We start from the raw sequence: 20,306 nt of genomic DNA on the forward strand, positions 1-20,306 counted from the left end.
GTTCCGCCTAGCGGACTCCGGCCTCCTCATTTGCCGCCGGCCGGGAGGACTTTGGGGAGGACAGGGCACCGCCACTGGCCGCGGCATCGTTCCCGGGCCGGCCCAGCCTGCCGGGCCACCAAATCCGCGGGCCGATGTCGTACGCCAGAGCCGGCACCAGGAGGGAACGGACCAGCACCGTATCCAGCAAGACGCCGAACGCGACGATGAAGGCCAACTGCACCAGGAACATAATCGGGATGACGCCCAGGGCCGCGAAGGTGGCGGCGAGGACCACCCCGGCCGAGGTAATGACCCCACCAGTCAGGCCGAGGCCGCGCAGGATGCCGGGCCGGGTGCCGTGCTTGAGGGATTCCTCCCGGACCCGGCTCATCAGGAAGATGTTGTAGTCAACGCCCAGCGCCACGAGGAAGACGAAGCCGAACAGGGGCACCGTTGCATCCGCCCCCGGGAAGCCGAAGACGTTGTTGAACACGAACGCCGAGACGCCCATCGCCGCCGCGTAGGACAGCACCACCGAGGCGACCAGCAAAACCGGCGCGAGCACCGAGCGCAGCAGCAGTATGAGGATCACCAGAATCACGCCCAGGACCACCGGGATGATGGTGACAAGGTCACGCTGGGCCGTGGTGTTCGTGTCCAGGGCCGTCGCCGTCACGCCACCGACCAACACGCCACCGTCAATCTCCTTCAGTTCCTGGCGGAGCGACACCACAACGTCTTCGGCTTGGATGGAGTCCGCGGCGTAGTTCAGGGTCGCGTTGATCAGGACCCTCCCGTCCCGGGCCGCCGGGACACTGGGGTTGCCCTGGTTGGCAGGGTTGGCCGGGCCGGTCATGATGGGGACGCCGCCATCGGCCAGCAGGTAGGCGTCCCCGACGCCGTCGCTCGCCCTGAGCCAATCCAGCACGTCTTGGGCCTTTGCCTGATCGGCCACGATCACCGCCGGGCTGCCGGACCCGGCGTCGAAGTGCCGGCCCAGGGCATCTTGCCCGTCGACGGCATTGGAGGCGGTGAGTATGACGTCAGTCTGGTCCACGCCGTTGGCCTTGAGCTGCAGGACGCCGGCACCGGCAACAAGGAGAAGCAGGACCGAGGCAACCCAGACGGTGCGCGGCCGGCGGGCCACCAGCGAACCGGTGGCCCGCCACAGTCCCTTCTGGCCCTCCAGCCCGGTGACCAGTTCCGGTTCACGCTGGGTTTCGGGCAGGAGCTTCGGCCGGAACGGCCAGAACGCCGCCCGGCCCAGCAGCGCCATCAGGGCCGGCAGCAGGGTCAGGGCCGCGAACAGCGCGCAGAGGATGCCCGCCGCCGCCACGGGGCCGAGGGCCTTGTTGGAATTGAGGTCGGAGAAGAGCAGGCAGAGCAGCGCGATGATCACGGTGGCGCCGGAGGCCAGGATCGGTTCCCAGGCCGCCTTCCATGCGGTGAGGGCGGCGGCCGTCCGGTCGGCGGTGTGGGGCAGGGCTTCGCGGAACCGTGCCACGTACAGCAGGGCGTAGTCGGTGGCCGCGCCGATCACCAGGATGGACAGAATGCCCTGGCTTTGGCCGTTCAGCTGGATCCAGCCGGCCTTCGCCATGCCGAACACCAGCAGGATCGCCGCGCACAGCGCGAACACGGACGTGAACAGCACCACGACGGGCAACAGCAGGGAACGGTAGACGATCAGCAGGATCAGGAACACGGCCCCGAGGGCCACGAGCAGCAGGATGCCGTCAATTCCGGCAAAGGCGCTCACCAGGTCCGCCGTGAGCCCGGCCGGTCCGGTAACGAAGGTCTGCATTCCTGCCGGCGCGGCCGCCTGAACCGCGGCGCGCAGTTCCTTGACCACCGCCTTCACTTCCGCCGAGGACGGAATGGGCACCACGAACTGGACTGCCTTGGCGTCCCCGGAGGGGAGGGGGCCGATCACCGTGCTGCCGACCTGCAGAGCCTCCAGCCTTTCCTTGAGTGCCGCGGCCTCGCGGAGCTGGGCCGGAGTGAAGGCGGAGCTGCTCTCAACCACGATCACCGCGGGGATCTCCTTGGAGTCCCGGAATTTGGCCTGCCAGTCCGCAGCCTCGGTCGCCTCCGCACCGGCGGGAAGGAACGATGCCTGATCGTTTGTTGTCACCTCACTCAACCGGCCGAATGTCGGGCCGCCGACGCCGGCAATCGCCAGCCAGGCCACGACGAGCACCGCGGGAACCAGCCACCGCAGCCAGAAAGGGACGCGCGTCTTGGGCGAAGTCGTTTTCATGTGTCCTTCCACGGTGGGCATCGGCACGAGGCCAACAATCAACTCCATAGTAGACTATCTCCACCATAGAGATAGCTGATGGGACGAAATACTGGAGGAGAATGGGGTAACGCCCGGTGTCAGACGGCTTCAGAAGACACTGAAGTAGACTCCGGGAGTCGCGTCGACAGCGCCGACCGGCCGAGGTCAGACCATAGCGGCCGCATCAAGGGATGAAGGAGGTCCACAGTGTCAGTCGAATCCCCTGGCCTGCCCGAACGCGCAGGCCGATCCGAGGGCGCAGGGCCGCCCGAAGCGGCCGGCCCGCCGCCGCTAGTCAGGCTCCTGCAGGAATTCACCCTCGAAGCCAACCGCTATGTGGATTCCGCCGGCGGACGCAATGACATGCACCGCACGGATCTCAACGCCCTCGCCGTGATCATGCGGCATACCGCGCGCCACCAGATCGTCACTCCGGGAGTGCTCCGGAAAGAGCTGAACCTCAGCTCCCCTGCCACCACCGCACTGATCGACCGGCTCCACAGTTCCGGCCACGTGGTCCGCGAGCGCGAGGGCGCGGACCGTCGCCAGGTGCAGCTGCGAATGACCCCCACGGCCTACCGCGACGGCAGCGCCATGTTCCTCCCGCTGGCCCGCCATATGGGCGCGGCGATGGAAAGCTTCACCCCGGACGAACTGGAGATTGTCACCCGGTTCATGAACTCAATGATCGATGCCACTGTCCGGGCCGCCGAGGAAGCCGCCCGCGGTCCGGCACCGGAGCACCGCCCCGGCTGATCCGCAGCGCGCCGTCACAGGCGCGCAGCAGCCTGCGGGTGGCCAAGAGCCGCCGCCTCCGGCTGCACAGGTTTCAGTGCCGCCTCCGGCAGCAGTACGTTCGGCGTCGCCTCCGGTTGCGGGCTCCTGCCGAAGCGCCCGCCGACGCCGACGGCGGCCGCAGCCAGTGCCAGCGGGACCCCGAGCGCCCAGCCGCTAAAGAGCAGGACGGCCACCATGACGGCCGCCGCCACGATCACGCCGTACCAGGCGACGGTCCGCGGCTGCAGCAGCCGGATGCCGGCGGCCAGGCCAAACGCGGTGACGGCCGTGAAGCACGCAGAGGCGGCCCCGATCTGGAACTGCATATCGGTGAGTCCGGCGACGGCCGCGGCGAAGGACAGCAGGGTCAGGGCGGCCAGTGTTGCCAGGCTTCCGGCGGGCACCTGACCGCGCCCGGCGCCGCGGGCGAGGGCGGGCGGGAGCACGCCGTCGGACGCCAGGGCGGCACCGAGCCGGCTGGCACCGGCCACGAAAGTGTTGATGGGCCCGAAAGTCAGCGCGGCGGCGGCGATCGCGGTGAGCGGGGCCGCCAGTGAGCCCAACCCTTTCTCCAGCAATGCCGCGACAGGCACCGCCGTAGCGGGCAGTTCCGGGCCGAGGACCGCCACCGAGGCGGCGACAACGCCGATGTAGACCGCGCCCACAACAATCAGGGTGAGCCACGTGGCCCGCCGGAGGTCGCGCCCGGGGTTGCGGAACTCCCCGGCCAGGTGGGAGACCGCTTCCCAGCCGGCGAAGCAGAAGAACAGCAGACTCGCGGCGCCGCCGACCGCCCAGTAGCCGTGCGGGGCAAAGGGCTGGAAATTTTCCGTCTTGGCGTGCGGGGCCGCCAGCACGACGGCGAGCGCGAGCAGTGCCACCAGCAGCACCATGAGCGCCAGTTGCATGCGGCTGGAAACCCTGATGCCGACGGCGTTGCTTGCGAAGGCGGCCAGCAGGATCACTGCCGCCGCGAGGACCGCCGCTTCCCGGCCGCCGCCGACGGCGTGGGCGATGTAATTGCCGCCGATCACGGCCGTTGCCGGGGCGCCGAAGGGGATCGAAAAGTAGAAGAGGTACCCGGCCACCACCGAGGCGCGGCGCCCGAAGGCGCGCTTGACGAAGTGGGCGATCCCGCCGGCGTCGGGCTGCTGGCGGCTCATTTCGGCGAAGCTGAAGGCCACCGGAATGCAGAACACCAGCAGGACGGCCCATGCCAGGAGCGATGCCGGGCCTGCCTCCTTGGCCGCGATGGCGGGAAGCACCAGGACACCCGAGCCCAGGATCGCCCCGACATAGATCCCGGTGGCCCGGAACAGGCCCAGTCCGCTGCCGCTGGTGTCATTGCTGCTGTTGTTTTTCACTCCTCCATTCATCCGCAGAAACTCCGGCGCCGGAAGCGGCAAAACTGACGGCCAGCCGCTAAATACTGCCTGCCGGCGGAGCCGACCCAAACGGCGAGCACACTGCGAGGGTCTGCACTTTTCCGATCGCGGGAGGGTAGCGTTCCACTATGAGTGCGCAGCAGCCTGACGACGTGTACACACACGGCCACCACGAGTCGGTGGTCCGTGCCCATGCCGCCCGCACGGCGGAGAACTCGGCAGCGTTCGTGATCCCGTATCTCATGCCCGGGGCGAACGTCCTCGACGTCGGCTGCGGGCCGGGCAGCATCACGTGCGACTTCGCAGAGCTAGTGGCACCGGGCAGGGTCACGGGCCTGGACCGCTCCGCCGACGTCATCGCCCAGGCCGGGGCCCTCGCCGTCGAGCGCGGCGTGGACAATGTCGGCTTTGCCGCCGGCAACATCTATGACCTCGACTTTCCGGACGAGTCGTTTGACGTCGTCCACGCCCACCAGGTCCTCCAGCACCTCACGGACCCAGTCGCGGCCCTGCGGGAGATGCGCCGGGCGGCCAAGGCCGGCGGGATCGTGGCGGTGCGCGACGCCGATTTTCACGGCATGAGCTGGTACCCGGCCATCCCCGAGCTGGACGACTGGATGGAGTTGTACCAGCGGATCGCCCGCCGCAACGGTGCCGAGCCCGACGCCGGCCGCCGGCTCGTGTCCTGGGCGCAGGCCGCCGGCTTCACGGACGTGGCACCGTCCAGCAGCAACTGGCTCTACGCCACCGGGCATGAGCGGCGCTGGCAGGCCCGGGTGTGGGGCGAGCGGGTGCTGCATTCGTCCTTTGCCGACCAGGCGCTCGAGTACGGCCTGGCCAGCGAGGCTGACCTCGCCCGGATTTCCGCGGGCTGGCACCGATGGGGCTCCACCGACGACGGCTGGTTCCTGATCCCCAACGGCGAGGTGATCGCCCGGGCGTGAGCGGACGCCGGCGGTCACAGCACCGGCACAGCCTGCCGAAAGTGCAGCCATAACTCCGCGGCTGAGGCTGGGTCCAGGCCGAAAACTCGGCCGGTCCGGCATCCGGGCCTCAGCAAAAGGAGTTCCACAATGGCAAAGACCAACAAAACCACCGCGGGCATCATGCTCGCCGCGGTGATCGGCGGCGGCGCGATCGGCGCGTCGGCCATCCCCGCGATGGCTGCCGATTCCACCAGCGGCTCGTCCTCGACCCAGGCCACCGACGGCTACGGCACCGGCGGCCAGCGCGGGCCCCACCAGGCCAACGGGAAGACGGAGGAGGTCCTCACCGGCGACACCGCGACGAAGGTCGAGGCGGCGGTGAAGGCCGCCCAGCCGAACGCGACGATCGAGCGGATGGAGACTGACGCCGACGGCGCCACCTACGAAGCCCACATCACGAAGGCGGACGGCACCCGCGCCACCGTCCTGCTGGATGCGAACTTCACCGTGACCGCAACCGAGGAAGGCCAGGGCGGACCCGGCGGAGGCCACGGCGGCCCGGGCGGCACAGCCACGGATGGCTACACGTCCAACGGCTAGACCCTAGCGGGCCTTGGGCGCGCCCCGGGCACGCCCAAGGCTCGCGGTACTGGCGGCACAGCCATCCTCCGGGGCAGCGGCTAACGAGTTTTCGGCAGCCATTCCCTGCTTCCGGGTCAGCGGATAGGGTGCACTGGAGACCTCACTCAAGACCCCCGTAAGGAGAACCCCATGCGCAAATTGACGGCCGGCCTTTTCTGCTCTGTGGACGGCGTGGTTGAAGACCCCTTCCTGTGGCAATTCGACAGCTTCGACGAAGAACTCGGTGCCGGGATGGGCGAGATGATGGGCCGGATCGACACCGCGCTCCTGGGACGCATCGGGTACCAGCAGTGGGCACAGTACTGGCCCAACGCCGAAAGCGATGCCGACTTCGCGGGGTTCATCAATCCGCTGCCGAAGTTTGTCGCGTCCCGGACCCTGACCGGGGAGCTGGAGTGGCAGAATTCGCGTCTGATCGAGGGCCCGCTGGAGGACTTCGTTGCAGGCCTGAAGGACAGGGACGGCGGCGAAATAGGCGTCTTCAGCAGCATCTCGCTGGTCCACCAGCTGCTGTTCGCCGGATTGCTCGACACCCTGATGCTGATCGTCCATCCCGTGATCGCGGGCGGCGGGCGGCGGCTGTTCAACGACGGCGATCCCCTCACCCGGCTGGAGCTGCAGTCGTCCCAGCAGACCAGCAAAGGCAACATGATCCTCAGCTACGGCCTGCGCCGCCACTGATCCCCGCCGGTTGTCCCGGCGTCCCGCCAGGTTGGCCACGCCCGGGCCGTAAACTTGGCTGGTGCAACCCTCCCTTTGGCTGGCCCTGGCCGGCGCCGGCGTCCTGATCAGCTTCACTCCCGGCGCGGGCGCCATCAACACCATGAGCAACTCCCTGAACTCGGGATTCCGCCGTTCCCTCTGGGGCATCCTGGGCCAGCAGGCCGCCCTCGTCGTGCACATCCTGGTCGTGGCCCTCGGCGTCGGGGTGCTCGTGGCGAGCTCGCCGGTCGCCTTCAACGTGATCCGCTACGCCGGCGCCGCCTACTTGGTCTACCTGGGCATCCGGCAGTTCCTGCACAAACCGGACCTGGACCAGGAGAAGGCCGCCGCCCTGCGCAACGAGCCGGGTTTCTCCATGTTCCGCCGCGGCCTCTGGGTCAATCTGCTCAACCCTAAAGCCGTGGTCTTCTTCCTGGCCTTCATGCCCCAGTTCATCCGGCCGGAGCAGCCGCTGCTGCCGCAATACGTCGTCCTGGCGGCCACGGTGATCGTGATCGACGTCCTGGTCATGTGGTTCTTCTTCGCGGCAGCAGCCCGGTCCTTCCAGCGCTTCACCCGCGACGCCGGCGGACAGAAGGTCCTGAACCGGACATTCGGCGGGCTCTTTGTCGGCGTCGGCATCCTGCTGGCCGCGATCCACTAGACGCCGCGGCCAGCCTCCGGCCAGCCCGGCAGCCCAGACCCCTTCCCGGTCAGAGCCCGGGTATTACCGATAACGCCCGCGCCGTGCCTGCCAGTTCGGGGGCTTCCCGGGCCACGACTTCCTCGACATAGGCAGTGGCAGCGTCCGCGAGCCCGTCGTAGAGCCGGACAAGGAGCTTCCTGGCCTCGGTCCGGGGCCAGGCCTCCGGCAGGAGCTCGGCGGGAAGGTCCGGGTCACTCCAAGGGAAGGCCCGCCACGCGTCCATGAGTTCGGTCCTGACCCTGAAGGCCTCCGCCGGAGTCAGAGTTCCGGCGTCGAGGCGTTCCGACCAGGGCGTGAATCTTTCAGTAAACGGCCGGTATTGTTCCTTGAACTCCTGCGGCGACCAAGCCTCGACGAGCCGTTTGCCGCGGAGACTGGACTCCGCGGTGCGGAAGATGACATAGTCGTCCACGCCAAACCCCCTGCAGGTCTCTTCGAGTTCTTCGGTGTGGTTGCGCGGAGAGACCCACAGCGCCCCGAACAGTGGCGCGAATCCGCGCCAGCGCAAGCGTGAGCGGAACATTTCGCGGACATCCCGCGACGTCTCCGGAATCGAAAAAGCGATGACCGTCCAGTGGCCATCCCATTGGCGGGACTCCTCGCCGAAGACGGAGACCTGCTCGAGGCCGTGGCGGAGCCGGTTGCGCGCCCCCTGCGTGATGCGGTAGCGCGATGTGCGTCCGGCACTGGACTGTTCGAGGACCCCCCGGGACGCCAGGCGGCTCAGCGCCGTCGCCGTCGCCGAGGCCGTGATCCCCAGGCCCGCAGCCAAGGCGGCGATAAGCCGGGACGGCAGCCATTCCTCGCTCTTGAACCAGTAGTCAACCAGCAGGGTGAGCAGCTGGTGCTGGGTGGACGGCCCCTTCAAGGGCCGCGGAAAGTCGATAGCCAGGTCCGGGTCCATGCCGGGTACCGAGGCCGGCCGCTCGCTCATCACGCCTCCATCATGCCAGTCGCGTCCGCCAAAATTTTTAGTTTGCACATAGATTGACGGACGCACGACTAAGTGCATACCATTGCATCCAGAGTGACGGAGGCCACAGCCGACCCCGCCGCCCTGCTCAGCATGCGAGCCCCAGATCTTCCCAGCCTCACCTTTCCCCGCTAGTTCCCTGCCCACCTAGGAGATCCGCAATGACCGCTGGTCCCATTGTTCCGCCGACGCCGTTGACGCCGCCCGCGGATCAGGCCCGCCCCGTTTCCATTGAGGGAACCAAACATGCCCGCCGCGCCGCGACCGCCAGCTTCATCGGCAGCACCCTGGAGTACTACGACTTCTTCATCTACGGTTCGGCGTCCGCCCTGATCTTCAACAAGATCTTCTTCCCCGGAATTGACCCCGCCCTCGGCACCATCTTGTCTATGGCCACCATCGGCATCGGCTACGTCGTCCGGCCCCTCGCGGCCAGCGTCATCGGCCACTACGGCGACCGCGTCGGACGGCGCCAGATGCTGGTCCTGACGCTCGTGGTGATGGGCGTGGCTACCTTCCTCATCGGCTGCCTGCCGCCGGCATCCGCCATCGGCGCGGCTGCCCCGGTCCTCCTGATCGTCCTGCGCGCCCTTCAGGGCGCCTCCGCCGCCGGTGAATCCGTCGGCGCCGTCACCATGACCATGGAACATGCCCCCAGCAACAAAAGGGCCTTCTACAGCAGCTGGGTCAACACCGGCGCCGTCGCCGGAATCATGCTCGCCTCCTTGGCGTTCCTCGCAGTGTCCCTCCTCCCGCAGGAGGACCTGCTCAGCTGGGGATGGCGGCTGCCATTCCTGGCCAGCATCCTGGTTGTTGCCGTGGGCCTCTACATCCGCCTCCGGCTGCCCGAATCCGAGGTGTTCGAAGCCGCGAAAGAAGCGGAAACCGAGAAGGAACTGCCCATCAAGGTGGTCCTCCGGGACCACTGGCGCACCATCGTCAAAGTCATCTTCTTCGGGCTCTGGAGCGTGGTCTCTTCGGTCTTCGCGGCCTTCGGGCTCGCCTACGCGACCGGAAAATTCGGCATCCCGTCCGCTGCCATGCTCGGTGTCACCATCGCCACGGCAGCCCTGGGCATCATCGCCCAGCCTTACGCCGGCATCCTGGCCGACCGCATCGGCCGCAAACCGGTCTTCATCACCGGCAACATCATCTGCGCAGTAGCCGCCTTCGCGTACTTCTGGTCCATCAGCACCGCGTCCATACCGCTGATTTTTGCCAGCGGCATCCTGTTCATGACCGTGGGCTACGGAATGGTCAACCCGCTGGGGCCGGCCATGACGGCCGAAATGTTCCCGACGAAGATCCGCTACTCCGGCGCAGCCACGGCCTCGCAACTTGGCCTCGTTGTCACCGGCTTCGCGCCGGCCATCGCCGCGGCCATCGTCCAGCCCGGCCCCACCGGATGGATTCCCGTGGCTGCCTTCACCGCGGCCTGCTGCCTTGCTTCGGCCGCCGTCACCGCCATCTGGGTCAAGGAAACCTACAACGTCCCCACCGAGGCGCTGGGGACCAAGGAATCCGCGAACGCCTAGATCCTGATTTCCGGACACGGCGTTGGGGAGCGGCCGGGCCGCACCTGGCCGCTCCCCCTCCGCACTGTCCCTGGACAACCCACAAGTCTTGAACAAACTACAGATCCTGAACAAAACTCGTAAGGAATCTTTCCGTGACACCCCGCCCCGTGCTAATTGAACAAGACATCGAAACCCAGATGCAGGATGGCACCATTCTGCGATCCACGGTGTACCGCCCGGCGGACGGGGAACCGTGCCCGGTACTGTTGACCAGGACACCCTACGGACGCGATCTCTCCGTCAACTCCGCCTATTTCAACCCCGTAACCGTCGCGGCCGCGGGCTACGTGGTTATCATGCAGGACTGCCGCGGGCGCTTCGGCTCCGACGGGGACTTCGACCCGTCCGCCAATGAAGCGTCCGACGGCGCCGCGACCGTCGAGTGGGCCGCATTGCTGCCGTACTCCAACGGTGCCGTGGGGATGTGGGGCCGGTCCTACTTCGCGGAGACGCAGTGGCGGGCCGCGTCCCTGGCCCCGACCGGCCTCGCCGCCCTCTCGCCCGGCATCTCCGCCGGGGCCAACGCCAACAACGGCTCCCTCTACCGCGGCGGCGCCTACGAGCTCGGCAGCCGGTTCAGCTGGGGCCACGCCTCTATCTCAGCCAACGAACTCCTCCGCGAATTTGCGGGCGACCCGGAACTGCAGGGCAAGGAATTCCAGACGTGGCTGGATCTGGACCGCTCATTTTCCGATGGCAGCGCCTTCGGCACCCTGCCCCTGCGGGGACTCTCCGCACGGCTCGGCACGTTCATGAACCGCCACGTTCTTCCCTCGGCCGGAGAATCGCCGGGGAACAGCTTCACGCGCCTGTGGGACGAGGCCTCCATCAAGCCAGTGCCGCTGCCCACGCTGCACATCGGCGGCTGGTTCGACATCTTCTGCCCCAGCACCCTGTCCCAGTACGCGATGCAGCTCCAGCACAGCCGCGCGGGGGCCGCGCCTGCGCCCCGGCTGATCGTGGGCCCTTGGGCCCACACGAACTTCTCCGGCGGCTACCCCGAGGTGAGCTTCGGACTGAACGCGGCAGGCGGCATGGTGAACGGCCTCGGTGACCTGTCCGGGCTCCAGACCGCCTGGTTCGATGCCGTGCTCAAGGACGAACCCGAGCGGCTCCTCAACGTCCCGGCCGTGCTGCTCTATTTCATGGGCGAAAACCAGTGGCGCGGTTTTGATGAGCTGCCCTCGCCGCGCAGCCACCGCTCCTGGTTCCTCGGTGCGGACGGATTGCTGCAGGACACGCCGGGATCGGCCGGCACGACCGAATACGACTACGACCCCCTGGACCCAGTCCCCACCGTGGGCGGCGCCACCATGATCCACGGCGCCTTTCCCGCGGGGCCGGCCTTGCAGCCTGCCGTGGAGGATCGCGCCGACGTCCTCACCTTTACCTCAGAGTCGTTCGAGGAGCCGGTCACGCTGTTCGGCGAGGTCAGCGCCACGTTCTTCGCTGCCTCCACCGCCGTGGACACGGACTTCGTAGTGCGGCTGTGCCGGGTCGCCCCGGACGGAACATCCCTGAGTATTGCCGACGGCATTATCCGCGCGTCCTGGCGGGAAAGCCATGCCCGGACGGGGCTGTACCAGCCGGACCACGCGCCGTCACTGATCGAACCCGGCAGACCTTATGAGTACACCGTGAGCCTCTGGCACACCGCCTACACTTTTGCCCCCGGCGAGCGGCTCCGCGTCCAGGTCACGTCCAGCTCCCACCCGCGCTGGGATCGGAACCTCAACACGGGCAACCTGGCCTATGACTCCGCGGAAGCGGTTGTGGCCACACAGACCATACTTTTCGGCGCCGACTACCCCAGCCGGCTGACGGCTGGAATTCTGTGAGCGCGGCATCCTCTGAAGTCCCGGAAGCTCCGGGGCTGACCTTCCTCGCGGAACTCTCGGTCACCGTCGGCGAGCCGATCGACGTCGGACCCACACCCGAGGGCCACCGGCGCGTCATCCCCATCACCGGCGGAACCGTCCTCGGGCCGGCCTTCAACGGGCGTGTCCTCCCGGGTGGCGCGGACTACCAGCTCCTCCGGAGCGCCACCCTGACGGAACTGGACGCCCGGTACGTCCTCGAAACCGACGACGGCCACCGGATCTTCGTGCACAACACCGCCCTCCGGCATGGCTCGGCCCGGGACATCGAACTGCTGAACTCCGGCGCCGCCGTCGATCCGGCAAAGATCTATTTCCGCTGCTGGCCACGGCTCACTACCGCCTCCCCGGCACTGGAATGGCTGAATACATGCCTCACAATCGGGACGGGCGAACGGCAGCCCGGCCGGGTGGTCATCAGGATCTTCACGATCGACTAGCGGCCGCCCGCTTCCCTGCACAAGGCCTACCGGGCACAACGAAGGCCGGAGGCCGCGTCACGCGGCCCCCGGCTTTCCTTGTGCCTGCTGTTGTCCGGTTCGTACTCCCGTGCCGGAAGTGTCCCGCTCCCGTCAGACGTGGCCTGGCGTGAGCTTCCTCAGGTCCGCCTTCCTGATCTTGCCGCTCGCCGTCCGGGGCATCTCGTCCACGAAGACCACCGACTTGGGAATCTTGTACCGTGCGAGTCTTCCCTCCAGGTGGGACCGCAGCTGCTCTTCGGTGAGCCGGGCCCCCTCCCGTAGCAACACCACGGCCCGCGGCACCTCGCCCCATTTCTCGTCCGGCATGCCGATCACCGCGACACTGCCGACGGCGTCGAGCTCGGCGATCGCCTGCTCCACCTCGGCCGGGTAGATGTTCTCCCCGCCGGAGATGATCATGTCCTTGAGTCGGTCAGAAATGAACACGAATCCGTCCGGGTCCTTGTAGCCCATGTCACCGGACTTGAACCAGCCGTCAGCGGTGTAGGAATCCGCGGAGGCCTCGGGCCGGTTCCAGTACTGGTGGATGACATTGGGGCCCTTGATCTGGATCTCCCCCACGGTCCCGGGCGCGGTGGGGCCCGCCGCCGGGTCCAGGGGATCGGCCACCCGGACATCGGTGAAGAAGTGCGGCAGCCCCGAGGATCCGGCCTTGTCCCGGGACCTGGCCGCTGGCAACGTGGTGGCGCCCGGCGCCGTCTCGGTCATGCCGTATCCGTTGGAGAACCGCAGCCCTCGCCGTTCGTAGGCTTCCAGAACCCGCATGGGCACGGCGGAGCCGCCGCACGTCAGTTTGTTCAGCGAACTGAGGTCCGTGCCGTCCCAGTCCGGATGCTCGCACAACATCTGGTACGTGGTTGGCACCCCGCTGATGGTGGTGGCACGGTGCCGTTCGATCAGCTCCAGCGTCCGGCGGGGATCGAACTTGGCTTCCAGCACCACGGTGCCGCCCTTCAGGAGCGTCGGCAGGACGCCCATGTCAAGGGAGGCGACGTGGAACATCGGGGAGATCATGAGCGCCACATCCGTGGAGGCAAAATCGAAATCGACCAGCACGTTGACGCAGTTCCACGTGATGTTGCCGTGTGTCAGGAGCGCCCCCTTGGGGTTTCCCGTGGTTCCGGACGTGTAAAGGACCATGGCGGCGTCGTCCAGGCCCACAGGTTCGTCCGGCGGAAGCGTCGAACCGGAGGCGATCACCGCCTCAAACGCCTCCACGTCGGGTCCCCCGGCCGCGGCGCCGGCGTCAACGCCGCCGTCGGACCCTCTTGTGTCAGGCACTGATGAATCGCCGACGACGATCCGGGAACCTACCGAGGTCTGCGCCGAACCACGTGCCGCGAGCACCGCGAGCGCAGCCGAGTGGACCAGCAGGACAGCGCCGCTGTCCCGGAGCTGGAACTGGACTTCGGGCGGTGCGAGCCGCGTGTTCAGCGGGACGAAAACCGCCCCGGTCAGGCCCGCGGCGAAGAGGGTCTCCAGGAAGGAGGGATCGTTTTCGCCCAGGTAGGCCACCCTGTCGCCCTTGGCCACGCCGCGGTCCCGGAAGGCGTTGGCGAGCCGGGTTGAACGTTCCGCGAGTTGGACGTAGCTGAGCTCCCGGTCCCCTGCGATGACGGCGATGCTGGTGCCGGACTTCGGGCGGCGCCGTTGCAGCCACGAGCCGATGCCAAAATTCTCCACGGCGAATCCTTTCTAGTTAGACGGTAGCGCTTGCGGGCCGGTCAGGACCCGACAGCCTGCAGATCGTTGTTCTTGGGCTCCCGCGTCAGCAGGATGAAGACGATCGACACGACGGACATGACGGCCAGGTACCAGACCACAGAGGCAGTGTTTTGTCCGGAATCCTTGAAGATCTGCGCCACGATGCCCGGCGTGAAGCCCGCGCCGAGAAGCGTGGCGAGCTGATAGCCCAGCGAGGCGCCTGTGTAGCGCGAGGTGGTGCCGAACTGCTCGGACACGAAGGCCGCGAGCGGGCCGAACAGGGTGGAGTGGATCATCAGGCCGACGGCGAAAGCGACGAAGATCAGCCCGATGTTGTTCGAGGACAGGAGCTGGAACATCGGCGTGAGGTAAACGATAAAGAGCACCAGGCCGCCGATCATCACGGGCCGCCGTCCCAGCTTGTCGGAGAGCCGCCCGCCCATGATCACGAAGGCGATGGACACGAAGGACGCTGCCGCGAAGGCGTAAAGCACGCCCTGCCGGTCCGCACCCTTGGACACGGCATAGGTCACGGAGAACGTCGCCAGCACCACCTGGAGCGCAAACCCGGCCGCACCGGCCAGCATGGTGAAGATCAGGGTCTTGGGCCGGCGAAGGACCTGCAGGAGGGGAATCTCGCGGCGCACGGGCGCGCTGCCCGGCACTGCCTGCCGCAGCCGGGCGTTGTCCCGTCCGGCTTGCTCCTGCTCGGCCTTCTCTTGTTCCAGCGCCGCCTTGAAGATGGGGCTTTCGGAGACCTTGAGCCGGACGAACATCCCGACGCCCAGGAGGACGAAGGACAGCAGGAACGGCACGCGCCAGCCCCAGGCGAGAAACTGCGCGTTGGGCAGGGCCGCGAAAGCGCCCATGACCAGGGTGCCCAGCACGGCGCCGGTCGGGGCGCCGGCGTTGACGAACGAGGCCGCGAAGCCGCGCTTGCCCGATTCCGAGTGCTCCAGCGCCATGAGGGCGGCGCCGCCCCACTCCCCGCCGACGGCAATGCCCTGGCAGACGCGGAGGATCACGAGCATCACGGCACCCCAGGCACCGGCGACCGAGGCGTCGGGCACCAGCCCGATCAAGGTGGAGGCGATGCCCATGACCAGCATCGACACAATCAGCATGTTCTTGCGTCCGAGCCTGTCGCCGAAGTGGCCGAAAATGATGCCGCCGAGGGGCCGCGCCACATAGCCGGCCGCGAACGTCCCGTAGGCGGCCACCACGCCCACCCACTCGTCCGTGCCGGAGAAGAACACCTTGGGAAAGACCACGGCGGCGGCTGTGGCATAGAGCAGGAAGTCGTAATACTCGATGGTGCTGCCGAGGTAGCTGGAGGCAATGACGGTCCGTGCTTCACGGCGACGCGTACCTGCGTCCATGGCCTGCAACTGCGAAATTTGGGACATCGTTGTTCCTTATGGCAGAGGGATGTGGCAGAGGGAGGGGCGGTCGGCGCGGCTTACTTGTAGAAGCGGGCGAGGAACTCGGCCACAACGGCAGGGCGCTCCTGGCCTTCGATCTCAATCGTGTTGGCCACCTTGATCTGGGCGCCGCCCTTGACCTCGGTGACCTCTGCGATGGTGGCCCGCATGCGGATGCGTGAACCCACTTTGACCGGGGAGGTGAAGCGGACCTTGTCGAGGCCGTAGTTGACCTTGGTGGTAACGCCGTCGACGTCGAATAGCTCGCCCCAGAACGGGATGATGAGCGAGAGGGTGAGGAAGCCGTGGGCGATCGGGGCGCCGAAGGGGCCGTCCTTGGCGCGTTCCGGGTCCACGTGGATCCACTGGTCGTCCCCCGTGGCGTCGGCGAATTTGTTGATCTGTTCCTGGGTGATTTCCCGGTAGTCGGTAGCACCGAGGTCGGTGCCGGCGAGGGTGAGCAGTTTGTCGAAATCGACGACGAGGTTGGGCATCGTTGGCTCCTGTGATGGTTTGGATGAAATCGAGCGACGGCGGCGGGACGCGCCGTCGGGGGGGTCAGCGGGTGAAGGCGCTTTCGCCGGTGAGGGCGCGGCCGACGATCAGGGCGTTGATCTCGTGGGTGCCCTCGTAGGAGTAGACGGCCTCGGCATCGGCATGGAACCGCGCGACGTCGGTCGCGAGCGTGATGCCGTTGCCGCCCACCACTTCGCGGGCCAGGGCTACGGTCTCGCGCATCAGCAGGGACGTCTGCATCTTGGCCAGGGCGGAGTCCTGGTCGCGATAGGTGCCCTTGGCCTGCTGTTCCGTCAGCCGGACCACGAGGGACAGTGACGCGGTGACGTTGCCGAGCATCCGGGCGAGCTTTTCCTGGACCAGCTGGAAGGAGCCCAACGGACGGCCGAACTGCTGCCGCTCCGCGACATACTTCAGCGCGGCTTCGAAGGCCCCGGCCTGGATGCCGGTGGCGATCCACGCGACGTCCGAGCGCATGGCCCGCAGCATCGCGGCCACGTCCCTGAACGAGTTCACGTTGTGCAGCCGCCAGGCCTCGGGAACGCGGACGCCGTCGAGGGTGATGTGGGCGTTCTGCATCATCCGCAGCGATGTCTTGCCGCCGATCTTCTCCAAGGTCACGCCGGCCGCCTCGCGGTCCACGAGGAAGGCCTTGACCTGCCCGTCGGCCGCGTCGCGGGCGAAGACGGCCAGGACGTCGGCCGTTGCCGCACCGCCGATCCAGCGCTTGGCGCCGTCCAGGACCCACGTTCCGCCGTCCGGGCCAGACTCACTCCCCCTTTCCCTGCGGGCTGTGGTCGCCAGACCCCCGGCGATGTCCGATCCCGACTCCGGTTCGGTCAGCGAGAAGACGCCCTTGAGCGAGAAGTTGATCACCCTGGGCATCCACTCGGCCTGCTGTTCGGCGGAGGCGCCGACCCGGATGGCGGTCCGGAACAGTCCCGCCTGGGCCGTGTAATAGGTGGCCAGGGAGGCGTCCGTCCGGGCGAGTTCGAAGATCCGGAACCCCTGGTAGATTCCCCGGGCGGGCACCCACCCGGCGCCCGGGGCGCCGGTCAGTTCTGCCGGTTCCATGAGGTCCAGATCGATCAGCGGGCGGGCCAGCTGGTCCGGGAACTCGCCGCGCTCCCAGTATTCGGCCAGGAGCGGACGGGCCTGGGTGTCCAGGAACTCCCGCAGCCGGCCCAGCACCCTCCGCTCCCCGTCCGTGAGGAGGGACTCGGCATCGTAGTAGTCGCACACGCTGTAGAGGCGCCCCTGCGCGGCGGGCGTGGCCTGGGCACCCTGCTTGGCGGTGTCCCCAGCGGGCGAACCCTTGGCCTGGGCTGCGCTAACGCTCACCTCAACCACCCAGCCCGAGCAGGCGGACGGCGTTGTCCTTGAGGATCTTGGGCCGGACCTCGTCCTTGAGCGGCAGGTCCGCGAAGGCGCCGAGCCATTTCTGCGGGGTGATCAGGGGGAAGTCGGTGCCGAAGAGGACTTTGTCCTGCAGGACCGAGTTGGCCGCGCGGACCAGGGACTCCGGGAAGTACTTGGGCGACCAACCGGAGAGATCGATGAACACATTGGACTTGTGCGTCGCGATCGAGTTGGCCTCGTCCTGCCATGGCACCGAGGGGTGGGCCATGATGATCTGCAGTTCCGGGAAGTCAGCGGCCACGGCGTCGAGCAGGAGCGGGTTGGAATAGGCCAGCTTGATGCCGTACCCGCCGGGGAGGCCGGCGCCCATGCCGTTCTGGCCGGTGTGAAAGACGGCCGGCAGGCCCAGCTCCTGCAGGGTTTCCCAGAGCGGGTAGAACCGTTCGTTGGACGGGTCGAAGCCCTGCAGGCTGGGGTGGAACTTGAAGCCGCGCGCGCCGAGGTCGATGGCCTGGTGCTTGGCGCCCTGGATCGCCGCGGCGCCGGTGCGCGGGTCCACGCTGCCGAAGGGGATCAGGACGTCGTTGTTGCGGGCGGCGCCGGCGATGAGTTCGGGGATGCTGTTGGGTTCGTGCTTGAGCTGGGTCCGGGCGTCAACGGTGAAGACGACGGCGGCCATGTTCAGTTCGCGGTAGAGCTCGGCGATCCGGTCCAGGGACGGCGTCCGGTCCTCTGCCTTGAAGTATTTGGCCGAGGCCTCGGTCAGGGCCGCGGGCAAGGACCCGTGGCCGTGGCCGTCCACCTCGAGGTGGACGTGCATGTCGATCGCATCCAGGGCGGCGGCGCCGATGCCAAGTTCGTAGCGCTGCGCGGGCATGGCTAGCCGACCTCCGCCGGTTCGGGCTTCAGTTCTTCCGGCAGCGGCAGGAAGTCCTCCCCCACGCTCTGCAGCTTGTCACCGAAGAGCCCGCCGAAGTTCTCGACGAGGTCCTGGTAGCCCCAGCCGCCGTCGCGGTATTCGGTGGCGGCTGCCTCGGGGTGGCTCCAGAGCTGCAGCCGGTCACCGCCGGCGCCGATCGCCTGGCCGGTGACTGAAGACGCCGCATCCGAGGCCAGGAACGCCACCAGCCCGGCGACGTCGCCGGCCGTGCCGAAGCCGAGGTCGTGGCGGAAGAAGGCCGGCATGGCCTCGCCGTGCTCGTCGGCCTCGACGGCCTTCTGGAAGTACGGGACGGTCTTGGTCATCGCGGTGGCGGCCACCGGGATGACAGCGTTGACCGTGACGCCGGCCTTCTTCATTTCCAGTGCCCACGTGCGGACCATGCCCACAATTCCGGCCTTCGCGGCGGCGTAGTTGGTCTGGCCGAAGTTGCCGCGCTGCCCGGTCGGGGAGCCGATGGTGATGATCCGGCCGGGAATGCCATGCTCCTTGAAGTAGCCGAAGGCCTCCCGGGCGCAGGTGAACGTGCCCTTCAGGTGGACGTTGATGACGGCGTCGAAGTCCTCGTCGGTCATCTTCAGCAGACTCTTGTCCCGCAGGATGCCCGCATTGGTGACCAGGATATCCAGCCGGCCGAACTCCGTGACGGCTGCCTGCACCAGCTGCCGGGCGACCTCGGTGCTGCCGACGGCGGCAACGACGGCGGCGGCCCGGCCGCCGTCGGACTCGATGGTCCGGACCGCTTCCGCAGCGACGTCGGCGTCCACATCGTTGACGATGACGGCGGCACCCTGGCGGGCAAGTTCCCGGGCGTAGGCCAGGCCGAGGCCCCGGCCGCTTCCGGTGACGATTGCTACTTTTCCTGACAGGCTCATTGCCGCTCCTTTGCTAGCTGCCGTGTGCATCCGGCCCTGCGGCGTGGGATGCTGTTCTACATCCATGAAAATATGGATAGTTGAAAAAGTCAATGATTTATTTTTTGGACTATTGGAGTGGGCATGGCGACCGAGGCAGACGAACAGCTGGGCACCGAACCGGCAGCAAAGCTCAAGGCGGCGACCATCAGCCGGGATGCGGGCTTCCTGCTGGCCAAACTCCATGCCGCCGGCTCGGTCCTGAACAACCGCGCGCTGGCCCGGTTCGGCCTCAAGGAGCGCTCCTACTCGGTGCTCGCCCTGGCCAACAGCGAGCTGGAGCCCACCCAGCGGGAGATGGCCGAATTCCTCAGCCTGGATCCCAGCCAGATTGTCGCCTTGATTGACGAGCTCGAAAAGCGCGGGCTGGTGATCCGGGCGCCCGGGAAGCAGGACCGGCGCGCCAAGATCGTCTCAGCTACAGCGGAAGGGGCAACCATTTTCCGGCAGGCCGAGGCCGCGGCGCGGGAGGCGGAATCCGCCGCGCTGGCCGGACTCAGCGGCCGCGAGATCGCGGCACTCAAAGGGCTGCTCCGCAAGGCGCTGTGGGGTTCGGAGGGAATAGCCTTGGGGCAGGAGGAGCCATGACCGTTCGGAGCGCCGGCATTCTGCTGTACCGGCTGAGGAGTACATCCCGGCCCAGCAACGCGCCGCCCCAACCCGGCGCCGCGCCGCAGCTGGAGGTCTGGATAGCCCACATGGGCGGGCCGTTCTGGGCGCGCAAGGAGGCCCAGGGCTGGTCCATCCCCAAGGGTGAATACCCGGCCGACGAGGACCCGCTGGCGGCGGCGCTCCGCGAATTCGCGGAGGAAATCGGCACCCCGGCACCTGCCGCGGACTACCACCGGCTCGGCGACTTCCGCCAGCCCTCCGGCAAGATCATTACGGTCTTTACGGCCGAGTCGGACTTTCAGCCCGAACAAGTCGTGAGCAACACCTTCACGCTGGAGTGGCCGCGAGGATCCGGCACTATCAGCAGTTTCCCCGAAATCGACCGCGCCGAATGGACCGCCGAGCCCGAAGCCCGGTCCAGGCTGGTGAAGGGCCAGCTGCCCGCCCTCGACGCGCTGGTCCGGCACCTTGGGCTGGGCCCGGCAGCAGCACACGACAAATCCGGTCATGACAAAAACTAAATGTCGGTT

General features: G+C 67.6%; 19 protein-coding genes. 10 read left to right on the forward strand and 9 right to left on the reverse strand.

Features of this window, described 5'->3' with window-relative positions; genetic code table 11:
- Nucleotides 1-7: 7 nt before the first annotated feature.
- Nucleotides 8-2,242: an MMPL family transporter gene (locus tag ACFRJ8_RS09425; RefSeq protein WP_377985846.1), complete on the reverse strand. Its 2,235-nt coding sequence runs from the start codon at nucleotides 2,240-2,242 to the stop codon at nucleotides 8-10.
- A gap of 228 nt (nucleotides 2,243-2,470) precedes the next feature.
- Between ACFRJ8_RS09425 and ACFRJ8_RS09430 the strand changes: the two genes are divergently transcribed.
- On the forward strand, nucleotides 2,471-3,019 hold the full coding sequence (locus tag ACFRJ8_RS09430; RefSeq protein ID WP_377985847.1) for a MarR family winged helix-turn-helix transcriptional regulator: 549 nt from the start codon (nucleotides 2,471-2,473) through the stop codon (nucleotides 3,017-3,019).
- Between the two features lie 14 nt (nucleotides 3,020-3,033).
- Here ACFRJ8_RS09430 and ACFRJ8_RS09435 read toward each other — a convergent pair whose 3' ends face one another.
- Complete coding sequence (locus tag ACFRJ8_RS09435; protein ID WP_377985848.1) at nucleotides 3,034-4,404, reverse strand: APC family permease; 1,371 nt, start codon at nucleotides 4,402-4,404, stop codon at nucleotides 3,034-3,036.
- A gap of 149 nt (nucleotides 4,405-4,553) precedes the next feature.
- On the opposite strand from ACFRJ8_RS09435, the gene ACFRJ8_RS09440 reads away from it, so the two are divergent.
- The 4 genes from ACFRJ8_RS09440 (at nucleotide 4,554) to ACFRJ8_RS09455 (ending at nucleotide 7,359) form a co-directional block, all read left to right on the forward strand.
- Nucleotides 4,554-5,369 carry a class I SAM-dependent methyltransferase gene (locus tag ACFRJ8_RS09440; RefSeq protein ID WP_377985849.1) on the forward strand — a complete coding sequence of 272 codons (816 nt, stop codon included), beginning with the start codon at nucleotides 4,554-4,556 and terminating at the stop codon, nucleotides 5,367-5,369.
- A 129-nt stretch (nucleotides 5,370-5,498) separates the two neighbouring features.
- The gene (locus tag ACFRJ8_RS09445; protein ID WP_377985850.1) at nucleotides 5,499-5,951 is read left to right on the forward strand and encodes a hypothetical protein; all 453 of its coding nucleotides are present in this window, start codon (nucleotides 5,499-5,501) and stop codon (nucleotides 5,949-5,951) included.
- Nucleotides 5,952-6,122: 171 nt separating this feature from the next.
- Nucleotides 6,123-6,674, forward strand: a complete 552-nt coding sequence (locus ACFRJ8_RS09450) for a dihydrofolate reductase family protein (protein ID WP_377985851.1) — start codon at nucleotides 6,123-6,125, stop codon at nucleotides 6,672-6,674.
- A gap of 61 nt (nucleotides 6,675-6,735) precedes the next feature.
- Nucleotides 6,736-7,359 (forward strand): LysE family transporter, encoded by a 624-nt coding sequence (locus tag ACFRJ8_RS09455; protein WP_377985852.1) that lies wholly within the window; start codon nucleotides 6,736-6,738, stop codon nucleotides 7,357-7,359.
- Nucleotides 7,360-7,408: 49 nt separating this feature from the next.
- Here the strand turns inward: ACFRJ8_RS09455 and ACFRJ8_RS09460 are convergent, their stop codons facing one another.
- Nucleotides 7,409-8,335, reverse strand: coding sequence for a PaaX family transcriptional regulator C-terminal domain-containing protein (locus ACFRJ8_RS09460; RefSeq protein WP_377985853.1), 927 nt, complete (start codon nucleotides 8,333-8,335; stop codon nucleotides 7,409-7,411).
- 200 nt (nucleotides 8,336-8,535) lie between these two features.
- Here ACFRJ8_RS09460 and ACFRJ8_RS09465 point away from each other — a divergent pair, with 200 nt between their 5' ends.
- The 3 genes from ACFRJ8_RS09465 to ACFRJ8_RS09475 all read left to right on the forward strand — a co-directional run bounded on the left by ACFRJ8_RS09465 (nucleotide 8,536) and on the right by ACFRJ8_RS09475 (nucleotide 12,268).
- The gene (locus ACFRJ8_RS09465) at nucleotides 8,536-9,909 is read left to right on the forward strand and encodes an MFS transporter (RefSeq protein ID WP_377985854.1); all 1,374 of its coding nucleotides are present in this window, start codon (nucleotides 8,536-8,538) and stop codon (nucleotides 9,907-9,909) included.
- A 134-nt stretch (nucleotides 9,910-10,043) separates the two neighbouring features.
- Nucleotides 10,044-11,789, forward strand: coding sequence for a CocE/NonD family hydrolase (locus tag ACFRJ8_RS09470; RefSeq protein ID WP_377985855.1), 1,746 nt, complete (start codon nucleotides 10,044-10,046; stop codon nucleotides 11,787-11,789).
- Nucleotides 11,786-12,268, forward strand: a complete 483-nt coding sequence (locus tag ACFRJ8_RS09475; RefSeq protein ID WP_377985856.1) for a DUF3237 domain-containing protein — start codon at nucleotides 11,786-11,788, stop codon at nucleotides 12,266-12,268. Before ACFRJ8_RS09470 ends, ACFRJ8_RS09475 begins: the two co-directional genes overlap by 4 nt.
- Before the next feature lie 132 nt (nucleotides 12,269-12,400).
- Here the strand turns inward: ACFRJ8_RS09475 and ACFRJ8_RS09480 are convergent, their stop codons facing one another.
- The 6 genes from ACFRJ8_RS09480 to ACFRJ8_RS09505 form a co-directional block, all read right to left on the reverse strand.
- Nucleotides 12,401-13,993 carry a long-chain fatty acid--CoA ligase gene (locus ACFRJ8_RS09480; protein WP_377985857.1) on the reverse strand — a complete coding sequence of 531 codons (1,593 nt, stop codon included), beginning with the start codon at nucleotides 13,991-13,993 and terminating at the stop codon, nucleotides 12,401-12,403.
- Nucleotides 13,994-14,034: 41 nt separating this feature from the next.
- Nucleotides 14,035-15,420 carry an MFS transporter gene (locus tag ACFRJ8_RS09485; protein WP_377985858.1) on the reverse strand — a complete coding sequence of 462 codons (1,386 nt, stop codon included), beginning with the start codon at nucleotides 15,418-15,420 and terminating at the stop codon, nucleotides 14,035-14,037.
- A 53-nt stretch (nucleotides 15,421-15,473) separates the two neighbouring features.
- Nucleotides 15,474-15,929, reverse strand: a complete 456-nt coding sequence (locus tag ACFRJ8_RS09490) for a MaoC family dehydratase (RefSeq protein WP_090952699.1) — start codon at nucleotides 15,927-15,929, stop codon at nucleotides 15,474-15,476.
- Between the two features lie 64 nt (nucleotides 15,930-15,993).
- Entirely contained in the window at nucleotides 15,994-17,193 is a 1,200-nt protein-coding gene (locus tag ACFRJ8_RS09495) for an acyl-CoA dehydrogenase family protein (protein WP_377985934.1), read from the reverse strand.
- 100 nt (nucleotides 17,194-17,293) lie between these two features.
- On the reverse strand, nucleotides 17,294-18,187 hold the full coding sequence (locus ACFRJ8_RS09500; protein WP_377985859.1) for an amidohydrolase family protein: 894 nt from the start codon (nucleotides 18,185-18,187) through the stop codon (nucleotides 17,294-17,296).
- A 2-nt stretch (nucleotides 18,188-18,189) separates the two neighbouring features.
- Nucleotides 18,190-19,125 (reverse strand): SDR family NAD(P)-dependent oxidoreductase, encoded by a 936-nt coding sequence (locus ACFRJ8_RS09505; RefSeq protein WP_377985860.1) that lies wholly within the window; start codon nucleotides 19,123-19,125, stop codon nucleotides 18,190-18,192.
- A gap of 123 nt (nucleotides 19,126-19,248) precedes the next feature.
- Here ACFRJ8_RS09505 and ACFRJ8_RS09510 point away from each other — a divergent pair, with 123 nt between their 5' ends.
- Nucleotides 19,249-19,752, forward strand: a complete 504-nt coding sequence (locus ACFRJ8_RS09510; RefSeq protein ID WP_377985861.1) for a MarR family winged helix-turn-helix transcriptional regulator — start codon at nucleotides 19,249-19,251, stop codon at nucleotides 19,750-19,752.
- Nucleotides 19,749-20,297: an NUDIX domain-containing protein gene (locus tag ACFRJ8_RS09515; protein ID WP_377985862.1), complete on the forward strand. Its 549-nt coding sequence runs from the start codon at nucleotides 19,749-19,751 to the stop codon at nucleotides 20,295-20,297. Before ACFRJ8_RS09510 ends, ACFRJ8_RS09515 begins: the two co-directional genes overlap by 4 nt.
- The last annotated feature ends 9 nt before the right edge of the window (nucleotides 20,298-20,306 follow it).

The sequence above is a fragment of the Arthrobacter sp. NPDC056886 genome (assembly GCF_042788715.1).
Taxonomy (GTDB): Bacteria; Actinomycetota; Actinomycetes; order Actinomycetales; family Micrococcaceae; genus Arthrobacter.

Coding starts and splice junctions, on each gene's coding strand:
- ACFRJ8_RS09440 (WP_377985849.1), top strand. CDS start 4,554: ATGAGTGCGCAGCAGCCTGACGACGTGTACACACACGGCCACCACGAG.
- ACFRJ8_RS09490 (WP_090952699.1), bottom strand. CDS start 15,929: ATGCCCAACCTCGTCGTCGATTTCGACAAACTGCTCACCCTCGCCGGC.
- ACFRJ8_RS09465 (WP_377985854.1), top strand. CDS start 8,536: ATGACCGCTGGTCCCATTGTTCCGCCGACGCCGTTGACGCCGCCCGCG.
- ACFRJ8_RS09445 (WP_377985850.1), top strand. CDS start 5,499: ATGGCAAAGACCAACAAAACCACCGCGGGCATCATGCTCGCCGCGGTG.
- ACFRJ8_RS09425 (WP_377985846.1), bottom strand. CDS start 2,242: ATGAAAACGACTTCGCCCAAGACGCGCGTCCCTTTCTGGCTGCGGTGG.
- ACFRJ8_RS09510 (WP_377985861.1), top strand. CDS start 19,249: ATGGCGACCGAGGCAGACGAACAGCTGGGCACCGAACCGGCAGCAAAG.
- ACFRJ8_RS09450 (WP_377985851.1), top strand. CDS start 6,123: ATGCGCAAATTGACGGCCGGCCTTTTCTGCTCTGTGGACGGCGTGGTT.
- ACFRJ8_RS09485 (WP_377985858.1), bottom strand. CDS start 15,420: ATGTCCCAAATTTCGCAGTTGCAGGCCATGGACGCAGGTACGCGTCGC.
- ACFRJ8_RS09505 (WP_377985860.1), bottom strand. CDS start 19,125: ATGAGCCTGTCAGGAAAAGTAGCAATCGTCACCGGAAGCGGCCGGGGC.
- ACFRJ8_RS09515 (WP_377985862.1), top strand. CDS start 19,749: ATGACCGTTCGGAGCGCCGGCATTCTGCTGTACCGGCTGAGGAGTACA.
- ACFRJ8_RS09460 (WP_377985853.1), bottom strand. CDS start 8,335: ATGAGCGAGCGGCCGGCCTCGGTACCCGGCATGGACCCGGACCTGGCT.
- ACFRJ8_RS09500 (WP_377985859.1), bottom strand. CDS start 18,187: ATGCCCGCGCAGCGCTACGAACTTGGCATCGGCGCCGCCGCCCTGGAT.